The organism is Odoribacter sp. AF15-53 (genome assembly GCF_003479425.1).
Taxonomy (GTDB): domain Bacteria; phylum Bacteroidota; class Bacteroidia; order Bacteroidales; family Marinifilaceae; genus Butyricimonas.
This window is the reverse complement of sequence record NZ_QUHC01000003.1, coordinates 104,834-126,093: the sequence shown is the minus strand read 5'-3', so window position 1 is coordinate 126,093 and position 21,260 is coordinate 104,834. Positions and strand designations below refer to the sequence as shown.

Sequence of the window (21,260 nt, the reverse complement as noted above, 5' to 3'; positions counted from 1 at the left end):
TAGGCATATTGAGTGATTTTAAGTCAATCTGCGATTATTTATTTAATGAGAGGTAATGTCTAATTGCTTTTTTGTTAAAATAAAGAAACTAAAATATATAGCCAATGTGCCGTGATGCCCGCGACTAGTCCTCCGACAGTGTGCGACAAGATTGCTTTAGAGGTTAACTCTCGATAGCCGAGCGAGTCGAGCATGGCCGTATGAGTGCTAAGATAGCCACTCCAACACATTCCGATGGCAGTAAATACGGCAATGGCATTCCCGTCTACCCAACCTTCTGTCAAAAAATTGGGGACTAGACCGAGGGCTGCTCCTACCGCACCTAAGGCTGTGATGGGGAATGCTACTAGGTGTGGATCTGTGAATCCAAACAACCAGCGGAATATGAAATCTATTTTATTTGCTAGCCAAGGGAGGGCTTCAACTCCTTGATAAGCGGCTCCCGTGTATCCGTCTGCACCTGGGCCAAAAGTCAAGATCATTACTAGCGTGGAGATTATCAGCACTCCCGGAATGATAGCAATACCAATATCAACTCCGGTTCGTCCCCCGTCAAGCAACGAATTGAGAATTCGTAAAAAGAGAGTCTTTTCTTCTTTATGTTCTACTTCTACTACGATGGTTTCGTTGCAGGCATTCTCTTCTGCGTATTGAGGGTATGATTTTAGAATTGCGCGTTGCATCAAACGAGTGGAAACGATACAGCCTACAAATGCACCGAATAGTCCGATAAATGGCTCATAGTAAAACCCTTGTCCTACCATGAAAACAATGACTAATAAGCCCATACCGAAGGCGGTTCCAAAGTTGGTCAAGGATATAAATTGATACTTTTTGAAATAGCTACTGAAGCGTTTATCCTGCGACAAGGAGATGATGGCTGGGTTGTCTGAAAGGAATGTCATCACGGCTCCAAGGGAGGCCACTCCCGGCAGGTTGAATAACGGGCGCATCAATGGGCGTAGTATTTTTTCAAGTAGGTTAACAACGCCAAATTCGACAAACAGTCGTCCCAGAGCGCCGGTTATAACGCAGATGCCCATCAAGTAGAATACGGTGTTTAGTAATAAATCATGGGCTGTTTTCATTATGGTATTCAGCATATTCGGTGTCCCCATGACAGAAGCAATATACCCGAATAGAGCAAAGATTATAGCCAGGCAAACGATTCCGCTAGGAATGGCTTGCCAGCACCGGCGAAGAAAATTTACAATCATATCTATATACTAATTAAAATTTATTTTTTTGTTCTTGAATGAGAGAAAGTCAACTTTCCATTTTATTCCTACATTTAGGATACTTTGTTCGGGAGGAATGGCGCCTTCCGCATTCCCGTTGTGACCGAAAGAATAAGAATAGAAAGCATGTAAACGTAAATTTCGGTTGTTTTTTATCGGGTAAAATTCTACTCCACCGCCCACGTAAGTAAGTTCAGTGCCGGGGTGTACGCAATAGTCTGTCTTCACTTGGGTCGTGTTTACATCATAGGTCACTTTCCCGAAGAAGTTAAAGCTTTCCGATGGATGATAGGAAAGTTCTCCCATTATTGAACAATTCCTGAAAAAGTAAGTTTGATGATCGGTAGCCCGGTTCATTAAATCAAGTTCCAAAGCGATTTCCCCGAAGTCTAAACGATGTCCCAAGGCGATGTAGCTGATATATTTGTCGGGTTGGTACTCGATCATATTCACGGAATAGATGGTATTGAACCAACCGTGAGAGCCGTACCACATGAAATTATAGGCGTACATATCATCTGCGTAAGCATGGAAAGGACTTTGACAGAGTTGAAACATCACTTTATCTTTTCCCTGGCTAAAGGTGTAATCTGCACTAATACCCATTTGATAACAGGGAATATTATTCCAGTATTCCGAACAGAAATAGAGATCTATAGGTGCACGATCGTACTCATAGCCTCCAATACCTACCACTTGTTTACCGACTGATACGCTCCAATGTTCGTCTGGGCGATAGGTTAAATATAGCCAATCCGTGGCATCAAAAAAACTTTGGTTCGAGTGAGCTTTGTTTAGACGTTGCCTGTAAGAATAGGAAAACTGCTTTGCGATAGTTCCGCTGACAATGACATTTAAATATCTTCCTTTGAATCCGGAATTAGAATGGATAGATGTTCCATCTACATACTCGCGTTGATAGTCTATACGCGTTTCAGCTTGTAACTTTAGTAACTCTTCTTGAGCTTGTACAACAAAAAAACAAGTACCCCAAAGTAAAGTGAGGAGTATTTTTTTCATACCTTTAAATAATGATTTAATTTGGCGGCCAAATAACAAAAAAAGAGTAAATTTACCAAATAAAAGGAGAAAAAAACAAGTTTTATAAATACTGTGATTTTCAGTTATTTATGATTTGTTGTAGTTTATCTCGCTGTAATAATTTTATTTTTCTCCCTTTTATTTCGACAAGTCCCTCGTTTTTTAGATCGGAAAGTAGTCGTATGAGGGTCTCCGTGGCGGTTCCCACGAAATTGCTCAAGTCTTCCCGCGTGACGTTGAGTTTTAGCGTGCCATCTTCTTCAACCCCGAAATCAGAGGCTATCAGTAACAGGATTTCTGCTAGCCGAGCTTTCACAGATTTTTGGGCGATATCCCGGATGTAGTGATTGGCTGCTCCTAGCTCTTTGCAGGCGATTTGCATCATTTCATAAGCGAAGCTGGGACTATGGGTAATCATGTGCATCAAAGAGGTATTGGGGATAAAACACAGGATACAGTCCGACATGGTTTCCACGGAAGTACAGGCTGCTTCATTACGGATGACGGAACGGAACCCGAAAATGTCTCCCTCTTTCCCGAAGCGGATGATCTGGTCTTTTCCTGCAACCCCGGTTTGAAAGATCTTCACAATACCTGAAAAAAGGAAATAGCAGCCCTTGATGCGGGCTCCCTCGTTGTAGATATAATCTCCTTTTTTGTGGAATTTAATGGTGGAGTCGACGAGTAAGGCCTCGATTTCCGGGTCTATCACGTTTTTAAATGTCAGTTTGAATTTGCTAATACATTCGTTCACGTCTGGTAATAAAGGCTCTTCTTTCATAATTAAATCTGTTGTTGTTTATATCGAACAGATTGTCTGACAGATGGATTCGCAATCATACCCGCACTCGTGGTAAAGCTGTTGTTGGCTTCCATGTTCCACAAAATGATCCGGAATGCCGAGCCGCACGATTTTAGCCGAATAGCCGTGGTCTGCCATGAATTCGAGCACCGCACTACCTAATCCACCGACAATAGTTCCGTCCTCTAAGGTAATGATTTTTTTGAATTTGCGAAAGACCCCGTGAAGTAATTCTTCGTCCAGCGGTTTTAGGAATCGCATATCGTAGAAAGCTACCGATCGGTCGGTTGTTTTCTGTATCGCTTTCAGGGCCTCGTTGCCGATAGCCCCGATGGAAACGATGGCAATATCATTGCCTTCGATCAGGCAGCGGCCTTTGCCGATAGTTAATTCTTTAAACGGAGTGTGCCATTCTACCATGGTCCCGTTGCCTCGCGGGTAACGGATGGAGAAAGGTCCTTGATCTGGCAATTGAGCCGTGTACATCATGTTCCGTAATTCTTCCTCGTTCAGTGGGGAGGCGATCGTCATGTTCGGGATGCACCGGAAACTTGCCAGATCAAATGCCCCGTGGTGCGTGGCCCCGTCGGCTCCTACCAGACCACCCCGGTCGAGACAGAATACGACGTTAAGTTTTTGAAGAGCTACGTCGTGAATGACTTGGTCGAATGCGCGTTGCATGAAAGAGGAATATATGTTACAGAACGGGACGTGACCTTGTGCGGCCAACCCGGCTGAAAAAGTAACAGCGTGTTGTTCGGCAATTCCCACGTCAAAACACCGCTCCGGCATTTCTTTCATCATGATGTTCAGGGAACACCCGCTCGGCATGGCTGGCGTGATACCCACGATTTTCGGGTTCGTGTGTGCCAGTTCCAGAATCGTGTGTCCGAACACGTCTTGGAATTTTGGAGGGGTATTGGGCTTACTTTCTTTAATAATTTCCCCGGTCTCTTTGTTAAATTTCCCCGGGGCGTGCCATGTTGTCTGGTCGATCTCGGCTTGTTTGAAGCCTTTCCCTTTTACCGTGATGCAGTGCAAAAGTTTTGGGCCTTTTATATCTTTTAAATCCCGCAGGACTTTGATAAGGTGATTTACGTCGTGTCCGTCCACGGGGCCGAAATACCGGAATCCCAAAGCCTCGAATAAATTACTTTGTCGCAACATGAGCGACTTGACACTGTTGTCTATCTTTTGGATAAAGTTCCGGGCTCCCGGACTGATTTTGTTGATGCGGCCGAGGATGTGCCAGATGTCTTCTTTCAACTTGTTATAAGTTTTGGAAGTCGTGATATCCAACAAGTATTCGTTCATGCCGCCGACGTTGGGGTCGATGGCCATGTTGTTGTCATTCAAGATAACCAACAGGTTGGCGTTGTTTATTCCTGCGTTATTCAAGCCCTCGAAAGCCAGTCCCCCGGTCATGGCCCCGTCTCCGATGATTGCTATCGATTGACGGTCTTCCTCCCCGTTCAGCTTGGCGGCAACAGCCATACCCAAGGCGGCGGAAATGGAAGTAGAAGAGTGCCCCGTGCCGAAAGCATCGTATTTGCTTTCGGTTCTTTTGGGAAAACCGCTGAGTCCCTTGTATTGCCGGTTCGTGCAGAAATTTTCTCTTCTTCCGGTCAGGATCTTGTGGGGGTAAGCTTGGTGCCCGACATCCCACACGATGTTATCGTAAGGAGCATCAAAAACGTAATGTAGTGCAACCGTCAGTTCGACAACTCCCAATCCGGCACCAAAATGTCCCGGGTGTTCCGAGCACTCGTCAATGATCTTCTCGCGTAACTCTTTGCATAATTGAATTAGATCGTCCTCCGGGATCTTTTTCAAATCATCGGGAGAGTCTATAGTGTTTAGTATGTTCTTTTCTTTTTCCGCCATGACTTATTATTGAAAACAAACGAAGGAAATCATTATTTTCAATTTTCAATTCTCCATTTTCAATTAATAAACAATCGTTCCGATGTTTTCTCCCAAGATAACTTTTTTAAGATTGCCCGGTTGATCCATGTTGAATACGATGATCGGTAAGTGATTTTCCTTGCACATAGTCGTGGCTGTCAGGTCCATGACTTTGAGGCCCCGGTTGTATATCTCGTCGTACGTGATTTTGTCGAATTTCGTTGCGGTCGGGTCTTTCTCCGGGTCGGCGGTGTAAATACCGTCCACGCGGGTACCTTTGAACATGGCGTCGGCTTCAATCTCGATTGCTCGCAAGCTGCTGGCCGTGTCTGTAGTAAAATAAGGGTTTCCCGTTCCCCCGCTGATAATCGTTACATGTCCGGATTGCAGGTATTCCATGGCTTTGGCTTTCGAGTAAAATTCCCCGATTGGCTCCATGCGGATAGCGGTCAATACCTTATTCTTGCACCCCTCGTTGTCTAGTGCAGAACTAAGTGCCAGACTATTGATCACGGTTGCCAGCATCCCCATGCTATCGCCTTTTACCCGGTCAAAACCTTTATTTGTACCGCTCAGTCCTCTGAAAATATTACCGCCACCGATGACGATTCCGACCTGGATTCCCATGTCTACTATTTCATGAATTTGACGGGCATAGCTTTCTAGACACCGGGTGTCAATACCATATTTTTGTTCGCCCATTAAAGATTCTCCGCTGAGTTTTAACAAAATTCGGTTATATTGCATATCTTTGTTCGTTTAATTTTTAAAACAAAAAATAGTTATTCTCAGTATAAAAAACTAGAATGATTTTATCGCTTTTGCACGCAAAAACGTAACAACAAAGCTAATGATTTTTGTTATAACTATAATTTAAATTGATAATATAAATTTTCTCGGCAAATGAATAAAACCGCAAACTATCAATTAACTGTCATTGTTCCAGTGTATAACGAAGAGGGGAATATCTTAAGACTAGAGAAAGAATTAGGTGAGTTTTTAAAAGAGGCGAAGGTATCTTCTTGCGTGTTATTTGTAAACGATGGTTCTAAGGATAATAGCGAGCGTCTTATTCGTGAGGTTTGCGGGCGTAACGAGGCGTTCTTTTTCTTGAACTTGGCTCGTAACGGCGGGTTGAGTGCGGCGATGAAAGCCGGGATTGATAGTAGTTATTCCCCATGGGTGGGTTACATTGATGCAGATCTCCAGACCACCCCGCAAGATTTCAATCATCTGTTGGAAGATGCCGACCAATACGAAATGGTTATGGGAATCCGTACGGGGCGAAAAGATAGTTTTGTCAAGAATATGTCATCCCGGATTGCCAATGGTTTCCGTCGGATGATGACTCACGATGGGGTGGAAGACACGGGATGTCCGCTCAAGATATTACGGACGGATTACGCCAAAAGAATTCCTTTCTTCACGGGAATGCACCGTTTCTTGCCAGCCTTGATACAATTGCAGAACGGGCGAGTGAAACAAGTCCCTGTGCGTCACTTCCCCCGTATTGCGGGGAAGTCCAAGTATAACCTAACGAACCGTTTGGTGGGGCCTTTTAAGGATTGTTTCGCCTATCGCTGGATGAAAAAGAGATATATCAACTATCAGGTAGCCGAAAATAACCTAAACAATTGAAATGGAGAATTAAAATGAATATTATCGGTTCCGTGATTAAGATGCGTCAATTTGTGCGATGGAAATCACCTAATCGAAAATCACGAAATAGATTATCTTTTGGTTTTATCTTTTAATTTTTAGTTTACTCATGATTTACATTATCGGATTTCTAGCCCAAATATTCTTTTCTGCCCGGATCCTGTTGCAATGGATATTGTCCGAGCGTGCGAAGAAAGTAATTTCTCCGGCGATATTTTGGCAGTTGAGTATACTGGGATCATTCCTGTTATTTATATATGGATGGATGAGAGACGATTTTGCGATTATCCTGGGGCAGATGATTTCTTATTACATATATATATGGAATCTGGATAAGAAACATCAGTGGAAGAAATTACCGGTCGTTATTCGGACATTGCTGCTTCTCACCCCGGTTGCGGCAATCTTGTATATGTTGAAGGATGCGGGTGCTTTTGTCGATCAATTCTTCAGGAATGAGAAAATACCCTTGTGGTTGCTAATTTACGGGTCAATGGGGCAGATTATATTCACGCTGCGTTTTATTTATCAATGGATTTATTCTAAGCGTAAGGACGAATCGCTTTTACCTATCGGTTTTTGGATTATCAGCTTGTTCGGTTCCTTGATTATCGTGTCCTATGCGATTTATCGGAAAGACCCTGTTTTGATTCTGGGGCAATCCACGGGATTGTTGGCTTACAGCCGGAATATCTATCTTTCGAAGAAGTCAGAAAGTCAGTAAAAGTGTGCCAAAAGTCTATTTATTTCAAAGTGACTTTTGACACACATGTATTACTGTTTTAATTCATTCATTTTCTGGATGATTTGTTCCCGTTCACTTTGTATTTTAGAGGGATCAGCTGTTGTTTCCAGCACCCGGTCTATCCATTTCAGCGCGTAGGTCAGAGCCTCGTGACAGTCCGAATACCAACAGATTTGTCTGGACATCATGATCATATAGGTCTCCTTGGCTTTTCCTTTCGGAATATTGAAATCAAGGGCATGATCAATAGCTTTTACCATACTCATCCAATCTTTGAATTTATATTGCGCCGGCATCAGGTAAATCAACCATTCGGTTGATTTCGGGTAATCTGTGTTTTGAAGACAAGTCAGGATATCTCGGTATTCTTTTGACTCAATCGGAGGGGTTTGTCCGTAAGTATAAGTCCGGAGCTTACCGTTGAACATGTTGTCTATTTTCCCGTTTACCACCTTTTCTCCGAATAGCTTGTAGAACTCTTCCCGGTGGCTGAAGACATAACAACCTTCCCGGCTAACGGGAGATTCATTGTAGCGCAAGAAGACATTCCAATATTCGGGAGTCTTTAATGTCTCCATGTCAAAAGTAGGGGAAAAGATATTCCGTAATACCGAGTCTCTTTGCGCTCTCAGTCCGGCAATGTGCAATGTTTCGATGTAACTAATCAGGAATTCCGCTTCCCGGTTTCCGTTGGCATACTTTGCATCTTGGGCAATCAGGTTGTTTTTCACGTCTAACCCTTGACGCAAGCGGCTCATCATTTCCCCGGGGGTACATTTGCCTTCCATGCGGTGCATCAGTTTCCCTTGAGCATTGCAGATCAGAAGTACGGGTTCCGTGTATACCCCGTATATTTTACTCAGGCGCTTTTTTTCCGGTCCCTCGGTATAATCGACACTCACGAAACGTTCGTTGATAAAGTCGGCGATGCTGTCGATCGTGAATATGTGATTCTTGATAAACAAACAAGGGGAACATCTGGGAGAGCCAAAGTCCAGCAACACGAATTTCTTTTGCTTTTTTGCCTTTTTGAGAACATCGGGTAAGGGTATGTTCTTGGGCAGGTTCACGCTCCGGTTTTGTCCGTATGCTCCTGTTAACAGGCATGCTGTCAACAGGAGTAATAACCATCTTTTTGTCATACGAGGTATCATTTACGAATACGAATTCCATCCAGACAGAACCAGGCCGGAATCAAACTTTTGCCACTCCCGTCTTGATAGGAACATTCCACCTTGAAAACCACTTTATCCACGGTACCTAGATTCTGTAAATCTGCCTTTATCCAGTCTGATCGCAGGAAACTGAACGTCGGGTTTGCCGGATCGGCTCCTTTGCGACAGCACAGGTAGAATTCGACAGTTCCGGTTGGTTGATTATTCAAAAATCCATTGATAATCAATTTGAAATAATCATTGTTGAGATTTAAAGCCCGTTCTACACCCGGGGCGTAAGTTTGCCAAATCCCTTTGGGTGCAGAAGGGATGTTGGGATTGGCTATTGGGGTGGGGCCGGTGTCTTTACCGTAATTCATGGCGAAGTAAGCATAAGTGGTGTTGGCTACCAGTACATGCTCTACTACGGCTGCACGATCCAGGGTAAAGTAGACATCATCGTCTTTTACGCAAGCGACGGCATACACTTCAGTCTGGTTGGGGCGGGGCGTGTAAACACTGAAACGGTTGGAATCCAGGGCAGCGTCCGTTCCGCTCCACGTGAGAGAACGATTACTTCGGCGGGAATATGCAAATCCACTGAAAGTTCCGTCACTATTCTTTTTCGTGTTGAAAGTTACTCCCCCGGATTTAAAACCGCCTTCCGGAATCACGTGGGTAAACTTTTTCAGTTGCAATTCATTCAAGGTGATATCATCGGGTTCCTTGATCAGTTTGTCGTAATCATCTTCGCATGCGGTGAAAATCACGATCATACCTAAAAACAAAATATAGATAATCTTTTTCATAACGCTAATTTTTAATTGTCAAAACCGGGGTTTGGCTTTATCTGATTATTCACGCTGGTTTCCACGGAAGGAATCGGCCAACAATATTTCTCCGAACTGACTTCCGCCAGGTCCGGTTTCAAGGTGTAGAACCAAGGTTTGCCAGCTTTTTCGAAACGTAGGGAAGCAAACCATTCACTCCCGTTTTCGACGAATAATTCCAGGCAATACTCTTTAAATATGATATCCATGAGTTCCTCACGTGTTGCGGGCTCCGGGATTTTGGGCAATACCGGGTTTGTACGGTTATCCCGAAGCGTGTTGATCGGGGCCAGGGCTTCGGTAATCGTGGCTCCTGTTCTGGCTCTTAATTCAGCTTGCATCAGCAATAATTCCGGGTAACGGAAATAATACGTGGTAAACTTATCGTTCATGTTGGCACGTCCTCCACGGGCCACTTTTGTCGGGCAGAAATACTGTTGGCCGGTGGCGTTTAAGCGACGGGCCCAGCCCATGGTCACGTCGTAACGGGGATCATTCTCCAGCCACGAATTGAATTCCGGGTAGAACGATTTAAGGGAAGAAGGTTCCTGACCGACAACCAGCAGATCTCCGGTCTGGATGATGGTCTGTGTGTATGCGAATTCGGCGTATGCCCGTCCACTACCGTCTTCCAAGTAACGAGCCCATAAAACCTCTTTCGAATCCCAGGCGTCGTCGTACATTTTTTTCATATCCGGGTCCATTTTGAAATCTGCCGGAAGACCTGCGATCGTTTCATTCAGTAGGGTAAGTGCGTTTGCGTAGTCACCTTCCCAGCCCCGGTTTAACAGTAATTTTACTTTTAACGCTTGTGCCAGTTGGCGGGATAAACGTTTAGAGGTAGTGTAATTGCCTAAATCCTTGATTGCGGCATCCAGGTCATCAAAAATCTTTTGATAACTGTCTTTCACGTTCAGGCGGTTACGAAACACGTTGATCATATCGCTCAATTCCTCTTTGTACAGTATTCCGTATTCGTCATCAGTCCGGAAATGTCCGAAACACCACAACAAATGGGCGTTTACCCATGCCCGGAAACAACGAGCTTCCGCGATCATCCGGCTTTTCTCCTTGGCTTCCGGGAATTTACCTTCATCTAATGCCGAAATGGCGATAATTGCCGCGTTAGCCGAATTCACGCAGGCATACCATTGTTGCCAGAAAGTTCCGAGTGCGTTGGTCGTCGAATTGTAGGACATCGAATAATAGTTGGTACCTCCGGCCCGGGATACTCCCGCTTGCGTGGACAGGGCACATGAAAGGCCCCCGCCGAAGAAATCACTTCCGGAAGTCCCGCTTCCCAGTGTAAGGGTGGCATACATTCCGTTGATCACGTTTTTAGCACCGTCATAGTTCGTGACGGCATTATCCAGCGTTTGACTGTGTGCGGGTTCTTCCGTGAGAAAATCATCACAGGAGGCTAACGTGAACCCTAAGATTAATATGTATAGAATTCTTTTCATGGTGCTGAATTTATTTGAAAGTAAACTTGATACCAATGCTATAAGTCCTTGCCGAAGGATAGGTGCTGTAATCAACCCCTTGAGCCACGGTTATCACGTCATTGGCTGTTGCCGATGTCGGGTTAGAGCCGAAGTTTCCTTGCGGGTCAAAGCCCGGGTATTGGGTAATCGTGAACAAGTTGGAGGCCGAGAACGAGAATTCAATATTATTCACGAAAGTTCCCGTAAACCAATTTTGCGGCAAGCGATAGTTTAGATTTAACGAGTTCATCCGCAGGAAAGAAGCGTCGTGTATATACAGGTCGCTCAAGGCATTGGCTACCGTTCCGGCGTAAGCCAGTCTGGGGAATAAGGCGTCGCTACCCTTGAAATTGTAACTGTCGAAAATAGAGTTATACATGTTGTAAGTCCCCACTCCCGAAGTTTTTTCATATTGATAATACCACATTCTTTTTGCCCCGTAAGAATAAGTGAATACGGCTGTTGCATACAGGTTTTTCCAACTGAGGGAGAGGTTGAATCCTCCGAAGAATTTCGGGTTGAAATTCCCTAGCTTCACTTTATCCTTTGCCGTGATCTTCCCGTCCCCATCTTGATCGATAAGGTACATGTCCCCGGGAGAGTCGTAACTGCCGAAATAATTCTCCTGAGCTCCGGTAGTTGCAGATGTCGGTCTCAGGGCGATAATCTCTTCCTGTGTTCTGAACAGTCGTCCGGCATATTTATACCCGTACCAGTCCCCGATGTGTCCACCCTCGACCAGACGAACATACTCGTAATAATAAGGCATTTTCAATTCTTTCACGACACCGTCCAATTTCTTCACCTTCCCGGTATTAGTGGCAATGTTGAAGCCGATTTCGAAATTGAGTTTGTCGGTACGGATCACATCACCCCGCATGTCAACCTCCCATCCGGTGTTGGCTATCGTACCCACGTTCTGGTTCACAGTAGTGTACGAGGAGTTTGCGGGAACAGAACCGTTATATATCAAGTTATTGATTTGTTTGTTGTAATAACCGATCGTTCCCCGAAGACGTTCGCTGAATAAGCCGAAATCAAGACCGACATCAATGGATGTGGTTTCTTCCCATTGCAGAACCGGGTTGCCCAAAGAAGTGGGTTTTGTTCCCGGTTCTCCGTCATACGTGGCTGACCCCATGAGAGATATGTAGTCATAATTACCTAGATTTTGAGAACCGATCTTCCCGATAGAAGCTCGTAATTTCAGGTAAGGAATATAGGTTTTCAACGGGGCCATAAACTCTTCCTCTGAGATCACCCAGGCTAGGGCTCCGGAAGGGAAATATCCCCAGCGTTTATCCGGTCCGAATTTGGAAGAACCGTCGGTACGGAAAGTAAAGGTTGCCAGATAACGGTTGTTATATTTATAGTTTATACGGGCGATAGCTGATACCAGCGTGTTTCCGGCTTCGTCACTGTCAGACCACGAATCGGCCCCGCTACCCAAGTTGATTAGTACCTCCTCGTCTGGGAAATCGTCGGCCCCACCGGAGAGGTAATTGGATTTATATTTTTCAATCGACTGCCCGACCACGGCAACTAGGTTGTGTTTCCCGAAATCCTTCATCCAGGTCAACGTGTTATCCCACACGTAAGTGTTATATTCGCTATTCCCCAGGCTACGGGTGTTGTAGGCTATGGAATATCCTCTCGTTCCTTTCTTTGAGAACACGTCCGTTTTGGAGTTCGTGTAGTTGACCGTCCCGGTGGATTTGAATTTCAAGCCGTCCAGGATCGTCCATTCCAAGAATGCGGAAGACGAGAATGTCAATCCCCGTCCGTCGTTTCGGTTGGCTAACGTCAGGTGAGGGTTCTCGATAACGGTACTTGTTGTTACCAGGTTCAGGCTCCCGTCTTCATTGTAGGCGGGGAAATCCGGACGGAACCGGATGATGTTGTCAATCAGGTTATCCTTGTTATTCGTTTTTCGGGATGAACCGGAGAGGTTTACACCTAGTTTCAATTGTTTGCCGATCAACGTCTCCAAGTTCAGACGTCCGGTGTACAATTTACTTCTTCCTCCTTTTACCACTCCTTTCTGGTCATTGTACCCGAAAGAAATAAAGTAATTCGTGTTTGCGGTACCGCCTCGTACGGAAATGTCGCATTGTGTTGTCGTGGCATTCTGTGTCATCTCGTCCCACCAGTCGGTATCCCCGTCCATGAAGGCGTCCGAGCGCAGTTGCAACATGCTGCCGTCCCATTGGCTCGTGTTCAGTTGATTGAATTTCGTTTCGTCAAAGAAAAAGCGCGTATTGTAATCGAATCCGGCGATCTCGATAGACTGGCGGCCTACGGTTTCCACGAATCGCTTGTATTCAGAGGCGTTCAAAGCATCGAGTTTGTTGGAATTGATTGTTTGGATTCCGGAACGAAGGGAGAGTTCAACCGTGGGTTGCATCCCCTGTTTTCCCCTTTTTGTGGTCACGATGATGACCCCGTTGGCTGCCCGGGAACCGTAAATGGCGGTAGCCGAAACGTCTTTCAAGATGTCAATGCTTTCGACATCCGACAAGTTCAGATTAAACAGGGCGTTGGTTACGTCTCCCGTTGAACTTTGCGAGTAGTCGGGTACCCCGTCGATAACCCATAGAGGTTGTGTGTTACCGGTCAGCGTGGATACACCCCGGATGACAACGTTTACCGGAGAGGTAGGGGAGGCTGATTGAATCATGACGTTCACGCCGGGAGCCCGTCCCTGCAACATGCTTTGAATCGAAGCCCCGGCTGGCGACATGGCGATTTCTTTTTCGCCTAACCGGGAAACGGCTCCTGTTGCGTCTTTTACCTTGGTTGTACCGTATCCAACGATAACCACTTCATCCACGAAACTCACGCTATCTTTGAGCTGGATGACATTCATCTTTTCAAACACCTCTGGGGTTAATATCAGTTGGAATCTTGCGTAACCGATACTGCTGATGACCAGGGTTTTCGCTTCTTTTGGAACGTTCAACGAAAAGTTTCCGTCCATATCCGTGGCAACACCCAGTGTTGTTCCTTCCAGCACGACCGTGGCCCCGATGATAGGTTCTTTTTCCTTTTCTGAAATCACCCGTCCTTTTACCACGAGTTGCTTTTCCTGTTCTGTCTTTGTCGGGATATTTTTGCGTCTCAATACGACGATCCGCTCTTCCTTGATCTGGTAGGCGAGGGGAGTATCTTTGAACACGGCGTCCAAAATGGTGATTATGTCTGCGTCTTTCAGCGATACGGAAACTTTGACTCCTTCTTTGTCCGTGTCATTATACACGAACGTGTAGTCCGTTGCCGCCTCCAGATATTCGATCACGTAATCAATCGAAACGTTATTGAAATGAACATCCATTTTTTTATTTTGCCCTAATCCGTAGGAGTGAATATAAAATGTCATGAAGACAATAAGGGCGAATAGCTTCACGAACACTTTCGGGTGAGGGCAAAAAAGCCTGAACCCCGGTTTTGGGATTAATGAATTCTTCTTCATAGTTATTGGTTTTTAATGAAATAAAGTCGATATTTTCTATTGTCGTTTTACATATATGACCGAATCTTGTTGAACAAAATTTACCTTGCCCGTGGCTTTCAATATGCCCAGGATAACGTTGCCATTCTCGTATTTTTTCATGTTGCCGGAGAACACCCAGTCCTTCACTTCTTCCTCCTCGTACACGAAAGTTACATCGTACCAGCGAGACAGTTGTTTGAGAACTGATTCCAGCCGGGCGGATTTAAATACCAGTCGCCCGTGTCTCCATGCGGTGAAAAGTTCCGTGTCCACGGTTTCAATTTGAGTTGTTCCGGTCGTTTTGTCATAAACTGCTTGCTCGCCGGGGCGCAGGACAGCCTTATTTGATGAAAGTCGTACGGCTCCTTCCACCAGGGTCGTCACGATCTCCTGCTCGTCGGCATAACTCTGGATATTGAATCGTGTACCCAACACGGTTAAATCCAAGTTTTTATTATGCACGATAAAAGGTCTTGCCTTGTCTTTCGAAACGTCAAAATAAGCTTCCCCGGAGACTAATTCTACCCGTCGTTCGTTTCCCGTGAAAGTTCGGGGGAATATTAATTCGGTTTCCGAATTCATCCAAACATGAGTTCCGTCATCCAGCACCAACTCAAACTCCCCGCCTTTTGGCACGTAGATCTGCAAAACCTCCGATGCTTCAAGTTGTTCTTTTAACTTGATACTGTCTTTTACCGAGTAACGTTCGCCGGGGAGAGACATCTGCATATCCTGCTCGTTTCGCAAGATAGCCTTGGGTGACATGGGTTCCAGGTATAGCGCTGCGGTTGTAATCTTCTCTTCCGGTTGTTCCGTGTTCAGGAAATACACGCTGGCACAGATCAATAGAATCAACGTGGCTACATAACGTGCGATCCGTGTGTATAACGTTCTTTGTTTCCGGTACGTCTTCCGGGATATTTTTGCCCACGCCTCTTGTTGATTGAACAAGGCAAAAGCCTCTTGTTCCGATTGGATTCGGTTGTTATCTACGATTGTATGATACAATTCAAGATTATGCCGCTTCTGTTCCAGCCAACGGGATAAATCTTCTTGCTGTTCGGGAGTTGCCTGTCCCGTGTAAGCGAGAAAAATTAAATGGGCGATATGTTCTCGATCTTTAGGTGTCATGTTTATCTATTTTACAGTATAACAATCAAACCCTCGGGTCGTACTACGTGAAGCTTATTTTTTTGATGAATTATTTTGATGCGATAGACATGAAAACGTAAAATAGAATTGTAAGATATTCATCCTTATAGAGTTCCTTTAATATCTTGAAACCTTTGACTTTTTGATTTTTTACCGTGTTGACCGAGATATTCAAGGCTTGTGCGATTTCGTCGTTCTTCATTCCGGCAATTGCCATATCGACGACTTTTCTGCATTCTGAGGGGAGGGAACTTAACCAATGGTTTAACTTCTGGTCGAATTCGGCCGTGATAATATAATCGTCATACACCGCTTCATCTGTTTGGGCGACAAATTCTTTTAGTTTCTTCGCCTTCATCTGTTCATGTTTTGAGTAATTTAAACAGGCGTTCCGGGCAGAAACGAAAAGGAAAGAACTGATCTTTTCAATGCAATCGAAACTCTCGCGTTTATCCCACAAGGTAACGAAGAGATCCTGCACGATATCATCAACCGCGTAAGGAGTCTGTATAAAATGGTAGGTATAAGAACACAAAATCTTGTAATAGTGATCGAAAATGACCTTGAAAGCCATAGGATCACCGGCATTAAAAGATTTAATTAATTTTACATCCTTGATTGTTACCATGCCACAAATATACGTAAAAATGTGGTACTTGTCGATTCGATCTCAAGATATGAGATAAACTCTCGGGCGGATTGATCGACTAGGGTAAAGAGGTTTCACTATATTGCACGGGCAAAGGAGGATGTACCAGGTAATAGTTCCCGATTTTTTCGTGATGGATCTTTTTCAAGCGTTCTTGAAGTGTTTGGGAGCGCATCACGTCCTTTTCTTTTAGGAAAATCATGCAATCACCCTTTTGGTATATATTGAGCAAAGAATCTTCGTTCGTGATTTTCACGGGTTCTTCGTGCAGGAACACGTCCATGTTTTCCCCGCTGCGGAACCTGTAATAATAATAGTGATCGATCTCCTCTTGTTCACAAATGTCTTGTGCCTTCTCGGCTGCGGTTGTAAGACCGATGTACGGGTTGACCTGTGGTAAGGCGAAAGCTCCCGTGAACAGGGTGGCGAGAATACCTAGCGCAGTGCAATTGATCGCCTTGTACATCTGTTTTCGGTATAGCAACCAGCAGGCCGTTAAGCTGAACATGAACAACAGGGCTACGGCGATATAGATAAACGGTGAATCCGGTATCCCCGGTTTGCGCTCGATGAAAAACAGGGCAGCCGGGGCAATCGTGAGAGCGACGATTGGGATATACAGGGTAAAAGAAACCCATTTCTCCTTCTCCTTGGGCAATAATAGAATCGTCAGGTACGTGCAGAACGGGAATACAGGCAACATATAGATATCGAGTTTTGCGCTGAATATGGAAAGAACCACGAAAGTCGATCCGATGATCGAAAGGAAAAACTTCTCCTTGTCCGTCGATAGTAATTTCTTTTTTATAGCGATAACCAGGGTCGTGATGTACAGGAGTGACCAGGGAGCGACAGCGTACCAGAAAGTAACCCCGTAATACCAGAAAGCTTTTTTATGATCGAAAGAATCGATCGCCCGGTTAATCGTCTGGTGGAAGAGAAGGTTGTTGAGGTAGGCGCTTCCGCCTTCTAGGTAGATGCAGGAAAACCACACGATGCAAAAACCCGATAAAATACCCCATTCCCGCCAACCGAAATAATGACCGAAATGGCGAATCTCTTTTTTCACCATTAAAAAAACGATCATTGAAATCAAGGGAACGACAATCCCGACAGGCCCTTTGGAAAATATGGCCATAAAGACATAAAACGGCAACAAGAACCGATCTATCGGGCGTCCTTTACCCGAATATCGCTTGTAAAACGTGTAAAGGGCGAGCAGGATAAACATACACATCAGCATATCCATGCGTAAAACCAGTCCGGAACCGATAAAAAGAGCGCTGGTGAAAAGCATTAACGAGGCTGTCCACCGGGTGGAAGCCCCAGTTTCCGCCTCTACCCATTTGTTCATGACGTAAATGGAAACCAGGGCCGGGATAATCGAGAATAGCGAAAGTCCGAACATGCTATATTCTCCCCAGATCCATTTGCTGAACATGAGCAACCAGAAATACAAGGGTGGTTTGTCCGCGTAAATCTCCCCTTGATTATAAAACGTGAAAAAATGCCCGTCTCGTAACGCCTCGTCCACGATACTCAGGTACTTCAGTTCATTATTTGGAGTGAAATCCCTTAAGATCAACACGGGAATCACCAGGATAAATAATATCAAATATCGTTCTACTTTCATGATAATGAATACGTCAAGTCCTCTGTGCTAATAAAATATCCAAAAAGTATACCAAAAATGTTACTCCTTTGTTACGTTTTAAGAAAATAATTCTTCTTTCATTATTTGAACGATATGCCGCTGAAAATAGTTTTATTATTATAAATTTGCACCTTAATCTAAAAGTGTAATTCATAAGATTATGCATAAAAACTACATACATTATCTATTCATTCTTGTTGTCTGCTGGTTCGCTTTTTTCGTGAATAACAGTTCTGTTTATGAGGATATTATGGAGTCCCGTAACTTGGTCACGGCCCATGAAATGATCGAATATGATAATTGGTTAGTCCCGACGATGAACGGTGAATTGCGTTTGGAAAAACCACCTCTTCCCACTTGGGTAGCCGCCGGAATTGAATATCTGGCCCCAGATAACATCTCTTTACAGCGTGCGGCTGCCGGGGTCATGGCAACTTTAATGGCATTTTTCCTTTATTTCTTTGCCTCGTCCCTGAGCGGTAACCGGCTTTTGGGATTACTTTCCGCTCTGGTACTCGCTACCAGTTTTAATGTCATCATGGCAGGACGGGTGGCGACGTGGGATATATATTGTCACAGTTTCATGCTGGGAGCGATATTTTTCTTTTACAAGGGAGTATCCAGCATGCGAACAGGTTGGGGTAATTTTATATGGGCGGGAATATTCCTGGGCTTGTCTTTCCTTGGGAAAGGTCCGGTTTCTTTCTATGCCTTGTTATTCCCTTTCCTGATCTCTTATTTTTGGGTATACCGTCCTTCCTTCAAGCGGAAAGGGGGGCCGATCGTGGTCATGTTATTGCTGTTCGTTGTCATCAGCTTCTGGTGGCCGCTTTACTTGTACATGTTCCACCGGGATACGGCCATGTTCGTGTTGGCGAAAGAATCAACGGCATGGATTGAGAGAAACGTTCGTCCCTGGTATTACTACTGGTTGTTCTTTGCCGAATCGGGAATCTGGTCGTTATTCCTTCTGACGGGATTATGCTGGCCGTGGTTGAAAAATAAAATCACCCTGCGTAAAGAATACACGCTGGCCGTTTTATGGACCGTGGTCACACTCGTGTTACTTTCCCTTTTCCCGGAGAAAAAGACCCGTTACCTGCTACCGTTGTTAATTCCCGCGGCCATGGTCGTTGCGCATTACGTGGTTTATATATTTACCGCCACGAAAGAAAAGACGCTCACGACTGGCGATCGTGTCATGTTCCGGATCAACGCGTTCCTTCCGGCCCTGATTGCTTTAGGAATGCCTGTTGCCGTGTATCTCTTGTTTTACACGAAAGAGCAGGTCAGCCTAACCCTTCTTATCATTGTCTCGATTCTGTTCCTTGCGACAGCCTATTCGATTTTCACGGGAGGGGTGAGGATGCGCTCCATGAAAGTATTCACGGGCGTTGTCTTCCTGTTGATCCTCGTGGAAACCTTGTTGATGTCTAAAGTCGCGAACATATTTAATAATACCGAGATCAAGAGTATAAAAGCTGTCCGCGATATAAAGGAATTACAGCACCTACCATTCTATTACCCGGAAAAAGAAGGATTGCGCATTGAATTGGTTTACAAGGCTGGACGTCGCATCTTGCCTTGGGATATAGAGAAAGATACCACGATTCTGGACTCTCTTCCCATCGTGCTGGTTTCCGAAAAGCCCGCGGCTGAAGTATTGCCCGCGACCATACAGGAAAAGGTGAACCTGCATTTTATAGATGTGTTTGATAACAACAATCGTCCGAAATCCGATAAAAAACATTATTCCTCCAAATTCGTGCGTTACGTGACGATACTAGAGAAAAAATAAAGAATGATCGCGGGTATTCGATTATAATAATACCCGTGATAACTCTTCCACCGAGGTCACGATCCGGTCGGCTCCGGCAGAGGTTAGCTCTTCCCGGTCCCCGTACCCGTAAAGAACACCGATGCTGTCGATCCCTGTTCGCTTGGCTCCCGTGATGTCGTTTTCCCGGTCCCCGATCATGACAACCCGGTTTAAATCACGGATATCGTTACTTTCCAGCACGTGACGGATAACCTCGTCTTTGTGCGATAACGAACCGTCGAGACCACTCCCTCCGACAAACTTGAAATAAGCGTCCAGGTGGAAATAATTCAGGATCTTTTCGGCGTAATAAGTGGGTTTCCCTGTTGCCAGCATCACTTGTTTACCGGCCTCGTTCAATTGTTGCAATAGCGTTTCGACTCCCTCGTATACGGTGTTTTCGTATATTCCTTTATCCGCGAAACGTTCCCGGTATTTGCGAATTCCTTCCTCGGCCTGGGTTTCCGTGAAATGATAGAAATGCATGAAAGATTCCTTCAGAGGGGGACCGACAAATTTCCGAAGATCATTCAAATCGCACACTTCAATATCGAAATGTTTTAAGGCGTAACGGATAGATTTCGTGATTCCCTCCATGGAATCGGTCAGTGTTCCGTCGAGATCCAGCAGGATGTACTTGTATTCTTTTCCGTTCTTCATCTGGGATTGCTGTTGAGGGTGGATAAAAAAACAGGCCTATTGCTAAGCCTGTTTTTGTATTTCAAAGATTTTCTTTTGTTAAGCGTTCAACGTGTAACGTAAGAAAGCTGTAACGGTCAAATCTTTATCTGCACTTTTCAAGTACTCTTTCACGGTCATCTTGTTGTCTTGCTCGTAAGTTTGGTTCAACAAGGTTGACTCCTGGAAGAATTTGTTCAAGCGACCTTGAGCGATTTTCTCCAGCATGTTTTCCGGTTTACCTTCTTCACGGGCTTTCTCGCGACCGATCTCGAATTCGTGATCGATAACGTTTTGAGGAATTCCGTCTTTATCCACGGCGATAGGAGCCATGGCTGCAACTTGCATGGCGATGTTCTTCTTCACTTGGGCGTCAGCGGCTTTGTTGAAACCAACAACAGTTGCCAACATGTTTCCCGGGTGGATGTAAACAACGCAATCCTCGGCTTTAATACTACCGTAGTAGCTTAATTCCAATTTCTCCCCGATAACACCGGTTTGTTCTGAAATTTGGTCAGCGATGCTTCTACCTTCCAGTTGGATAGCCAACAAATCTTCGGTAGTAGCAGGCATGTTAGCTAAAGCGGCTTCGAGAATCTTGGTCGTGAAACCAATGAATCCTTCGTTTTTAGCCACGAAGTCAGTTTCGCAGTTCAGGGAAACCATCACTGCGTTCTTTCCGTCGGTTTTAGCTAAAACGCAACCTTCTTTTGCTTCTCTGTCTGCACGTTTGCTTGCAACAATAAGACCTCTTTTGCGGATGATATCAACGGCTTTGTCGAAATCTCCCTCGGCTTCTTGTAATGCATGTTTGCAGTCCATCATTCCGGCGTTTGTTGCTTTACGCAACTTCATCACGTCTGCTGCTTTTATTTCCATTTTCTTTAAATCTCCATGTTAATTCAATTTCAGAAGTTAGATCGTTCCATCTAAAATCTGAAATTTAAAATCTAAAATAAC

The 21,260-nt window shown here is 44.8% G+C and carries 17 protein-coding genes; 3 read left to right on the top strand and 14 right to left on the bottom strand.

Annotated elements, in window-relative coordinates; all coding sequences use genetic code 11:
• Positions 1-74: 74 nt before the first annotated feature.
• The 5 genes from DWW52_RS08675 to pyrH form a co-directional block, all read right to left on the bottom strand.
• On the bottom strand, positions 75-1,217 hold the full coding sequence (locus DWW52_RS08675; RefSeq protein ID WP_118715099.1) for a nucleoside recognition domain-containing protein: 1,143 nt from the start codon (positions 1,215-1,217) through the stop codon (positions 75-77).
• Between the two features lie 9 nt (positions 1,218-1,226).
• Positions 1,227-2,258, bottom strand: a complete 1,032-nt coding sequence (locus DWW52_RS08670) for a porin (protein WP_118715098.1) — start codon at positions 2,256-2,258, stop codon at positions 1,227-1,229.
• A 100-nt stretch (positions 2,259-2,358) separates the two neighbouring features.
• Positions 2,359-3,060: a Crp/Fnr family transcriptional regulator gene (locus DWW52_RS08665; RefSeq protein ID WP_118715097.1), complete on the bottom strand. Its 702-nt coding sequence runs from the start codon at positions 3,058-3,060 to the stop codon at positions 2,359-2,361.
• Positions 3,061-3,078: 18 nt separating this feature from the next.
• Complete coding sequence (dxs, locus tag DWW52_RS08660; protein WP_118715096.1) at positions 3,079-4,965, bottom strand: 1-deoxy-D-xylulose-5-phosphate synthase; 1,887 nt, start codon at positions 4,963-4,965, stop codon at positions 3,079-3,081.
• Positions 4,966-5,028: 63 nt separating this feature from the next.
• Positions 5,029-5,733: a UMP kinase gene (gene pyrH / locus DWW52_RS08655; protein ID WP_118715095.1), complete on the bottom strand. Its 705-nt coding sequence runs from the start codon at positions 5,731-5,733 to the stop codon at positions 5,029-5,031.
• Between the two features lie 156 nt (positions 5,734-5,889).
• Between pyrH and DWW52_RS08650 the strand changes: the two genes are divergently transcribed.
• Positions 5,890-6,624 carry a glycosyltransferase gene (locus DWW52_RS08650; protein ID WP_118715094.1) on the top strand — a complete coding sequence of 245 codons (735 nt, stop codon included), beginning with the start codon at positions 5,890-5,892 and terminating at the stop codon, positions 6,622-6,624.
• A 130-nt stretch (positions 6,625-6,754) separates the two neighbouring features.
• A complete protein-coding gene (locus DWW52_RS08645) occupies positions 6,755-7,369 on the top strand; it encodes a lipid-A-disaccharide synthase N-terminal domain-containing protein (RefSeq protein ID WP_118715093.1) in 615 nt (204 codons plus the stop codon).
• A gap of 50 nt (positions 7,370-7,419) precedes the next feature.
• Here the strand turns inward: DWW52_RS08645 and DWW52_RS08640 are convergent, their stop codons facing one another.
• The 7 genes from DWW52_RS08640 to DWW52_RS08610 form a co-directional block, all read right to left on the bottom strand.
• Positions 7,420-8,532, bottom strand: coding sequence for a thioredoxin fold domain-containing protein (locus tag DWW52_RS08640; protein WP_158582531.1), 1,113 nt, complete (start codon positions 8,530-8,532; stop codon positions 7,420-7,422).
• Positions 8,533-8,540: 8 nt separating this feature from the next.
• The gene (locus tag DWW52_RS08635) at positions 8,541-9,353 is read right to left on the bottom strand and encodes a DUF4465 domain-containing protein (protein ID WP_118715091.1); all 813 of its coding nucleotides are present in this window, start codon (positions 9,351-9,353) and stop codon (positions 8,541-8,543) included.
• A gap of 11 nt (positions 9,354-9,364) precedes the next feature.
• Complete coding sequence (locus DWW52_RS08630; RefSeq protein WP_118715090.1) at positions 9,365-10,837, bottom strand: RagB/SusD family nutrient uptake outer membrane protein; 1,473 nt, start codon at positions 10,835-10,837, stop codon at positions 9,365-9,367.
• Positions 10,838-10,847: 10 nt separating this feature from the next.
• A complete protein-coding gene (locus tag DWW52_RS08625) occupies positions 10,848-14,327 on the bottom strand; it encodes a SusC/RagA family TonB-linked outer membrane protein (RefSeq protein ID WP_118715089.1) in 3,480 nt (1,159 codons plus the stop codon).
• Positions 14,328-14,363: 36 nt separating this feature from the next.
• On the bottom strand, positions 14,364-15,479 hold the full coding sequence (locus DWW52_RS08620; protein WP_118715088.1) for a FecR family protein: 1,116 nt from the start codon (positions 15,477-15,479) through the stop codon (positions 14,364-14,366).
• 70 nt (positions 15,480-15,549) lie between these two features.
• Entirely contained in the window at positions 15,550-16,128 is a 579-nt protein-coding gene (locus tag DWW52_RS08615) for an RNA polymerase sigma factor (protein ID WP_118715087.1), read from the bottom strand.
• Between the two features lie 79 nt (positions 16,129-16,207).
• The gene (locus DWW52_RS08610; RefSeq protein ID WP_233556788.1) at positions 16,208-17,782 is read right to left on the bottom strand and encodes a glycosyltransferase family 39 protein; all 1,575 of its coding nucleotides are present in this window, start codon (positions 17,780-17,782) and stop codon (positions 16,208-16,210) included.
• A 181-nt stretch (positions 17,783-17,963) separates the two neighbouring features.
• Between DWW52_RS08610 and DWW52_RS08605 the strand changes: the two genes are divergently transcribed.
• Complete coding sequence (locus DWW52_RS08605; RefSeq protein ID WP_118715085.1) at positions 17,964-19,601, top strand: glycosyltransferase family 39 protein; 1,638 nt, start codon at positions 17,964-17,966, stop codon at positions 19,599-19,601.
• A 21-nt stretch (positions 19,602-19,622) separates the two neighbouring features.
• Here the strand turns inward: DWW52_RS08605 and DWW52_RS08600 are convergent, their stop codons facing one another.
• Complete coding sequence (locus DWW52_RS08600; RefSeq protein ID WP_118715084.1) at positions 19,623-20,282, bottom strand: HAD family hydrolase; 660 nt, start codon at positions 20,280-20,282, stop codon at positions 19,623-19,625.
• A 78-nt stretch (positions 20,283-20,360) separates the two neighbouring features.
• Positions 20,361-21,179 (bottom strand): translation elongation factor Ts, encoded by an 819-nt coding sequence (tsf, locus tag DWW52_RS08595; RefSeq protein WP_118715083.1) that lies wholly within the window; start codon positions 21,177-21,179, stop codon positions 20,361-20,363.
• Between the last annotated feature and the right edge of the window lie 81 nt (positions 21,180-21,260).

Bases quoted from the DNA above. Each gene is read 5' to 3' on its own strand.
- DWW52_RS08615 (WP_118715087.1), bottom strand. From the start codon at position 16,128: ATGGTAACAATCAAGGATGTAAAATTAATTAAATCTTTTAATGCCGGT.
- DWW52_RS08665 (WP_118715097.1), bottom strand. From the start codon at position 3,060: ATGAAAGAAGAGCCTTTATTACCAGACGTGAACGAATGTATTAGCAAA.
- tsf (WP_118715083.1), bottom strand. From the start codon at position 21,179: ATGGAAATAAAAGCAGCAGACGTGATGAAGTTGCGTAAAGCAACAAAC.
- DWW52_RS08600 (WP_118715084.1), bottom strand. From the start codon at position 20,282: ATGAAGAACGGAAAAGAATACAAGTACATCCTGCTGGATCTCGACGGA.
- DWW52_RS08645 (WP_118715093.1), top strand. From the start codon at position 6,755: ATGATTTACATTATCGGATTTCTAGCCCAAATATTCTTTTCTGCCCGG.
- DWW52_RS08625 (WP_118715089.1), bottom strand. From the start codon at position 14,327: ATGAAGAAGAATTCATTAATCCCAAAACCGGGGTTCAGGCTTTTTTGC.
- DWW52_RS08610 (WP_233556788.1), bottom strand. From the start codon at position 17,782: ATGAAAGTAGAACGATATTTGATATTATTTATCCTGGTGATTCCCGTG.
- DWW52_RS08630 (WP_118715090.1), bottom strand. From the start codon at position 10,837: ATGAAAAGAATTCTATACATATTAATCTTAGGGTTCACGTTAGCCTCC.
- DWW52_RS08675 (WP_118715099.1), bottom strand. From the start codon at position 1,217: ATGATTGTAAATTTTCTTCGCCGGTGCTGGCAAGCCATTCCTAGCGGA.
- DWW52_RS08635 (WP_118715091.1), bottom strand. From the start codon at position 9,353: ATGAAAAAGATTATCTATATTTTGTTTTTAGGTATGATCGTGATTTTC.
- DWW52_RS08640 (WP_158582531.1), bottom strand. From the start codon at position 8,532: ATGACAAAAAGATGGTTATTACTCCTGTTGACAGCATGCCTGTTAACA.
- dxs (WP_118715096.1), bottom strand. From the start codon at position 4,965: ATGGCGGAAAAAGAAAAGAACATACTAAACACTATAGACTCTCCCGAT.
- DWW52_RS08650 (WP_118715094.1), top strand. From the start codon at position 5,890: ATGAATAAAACCGCAAACTATCAATTAACTGTCATTGTTCCAGTGTAT.
- DWW52_RS08605 (WP_118715085.1), top strand. From the start codon at position 17,964: ATGCATAAAAACTACATACATTATCTATTCATTCTTGTTGTCTGCTGG.
- DWW52_RS08620 (WP_118715088.1), bottom strand. From the start codon at position 15,479: ATGACACCTAAAGATCGAGAACATATCGCCCATTTAATTTTTCTCGCT.
- DWW52_RS08670 (WP_118715098.1), bottom strand. From the start codon at position 2,258: ATGAAAAAAATACTCCTCACTTTACTTTGGGGTACTTGTTTTTTTGTT.
- pyrH (WP_118715095.1), bottom strand. From the start codon at position 5,733: ATGCAATATAACCGAATTTTGTTAAAACTCAGCGGAGAATCTTTAATG.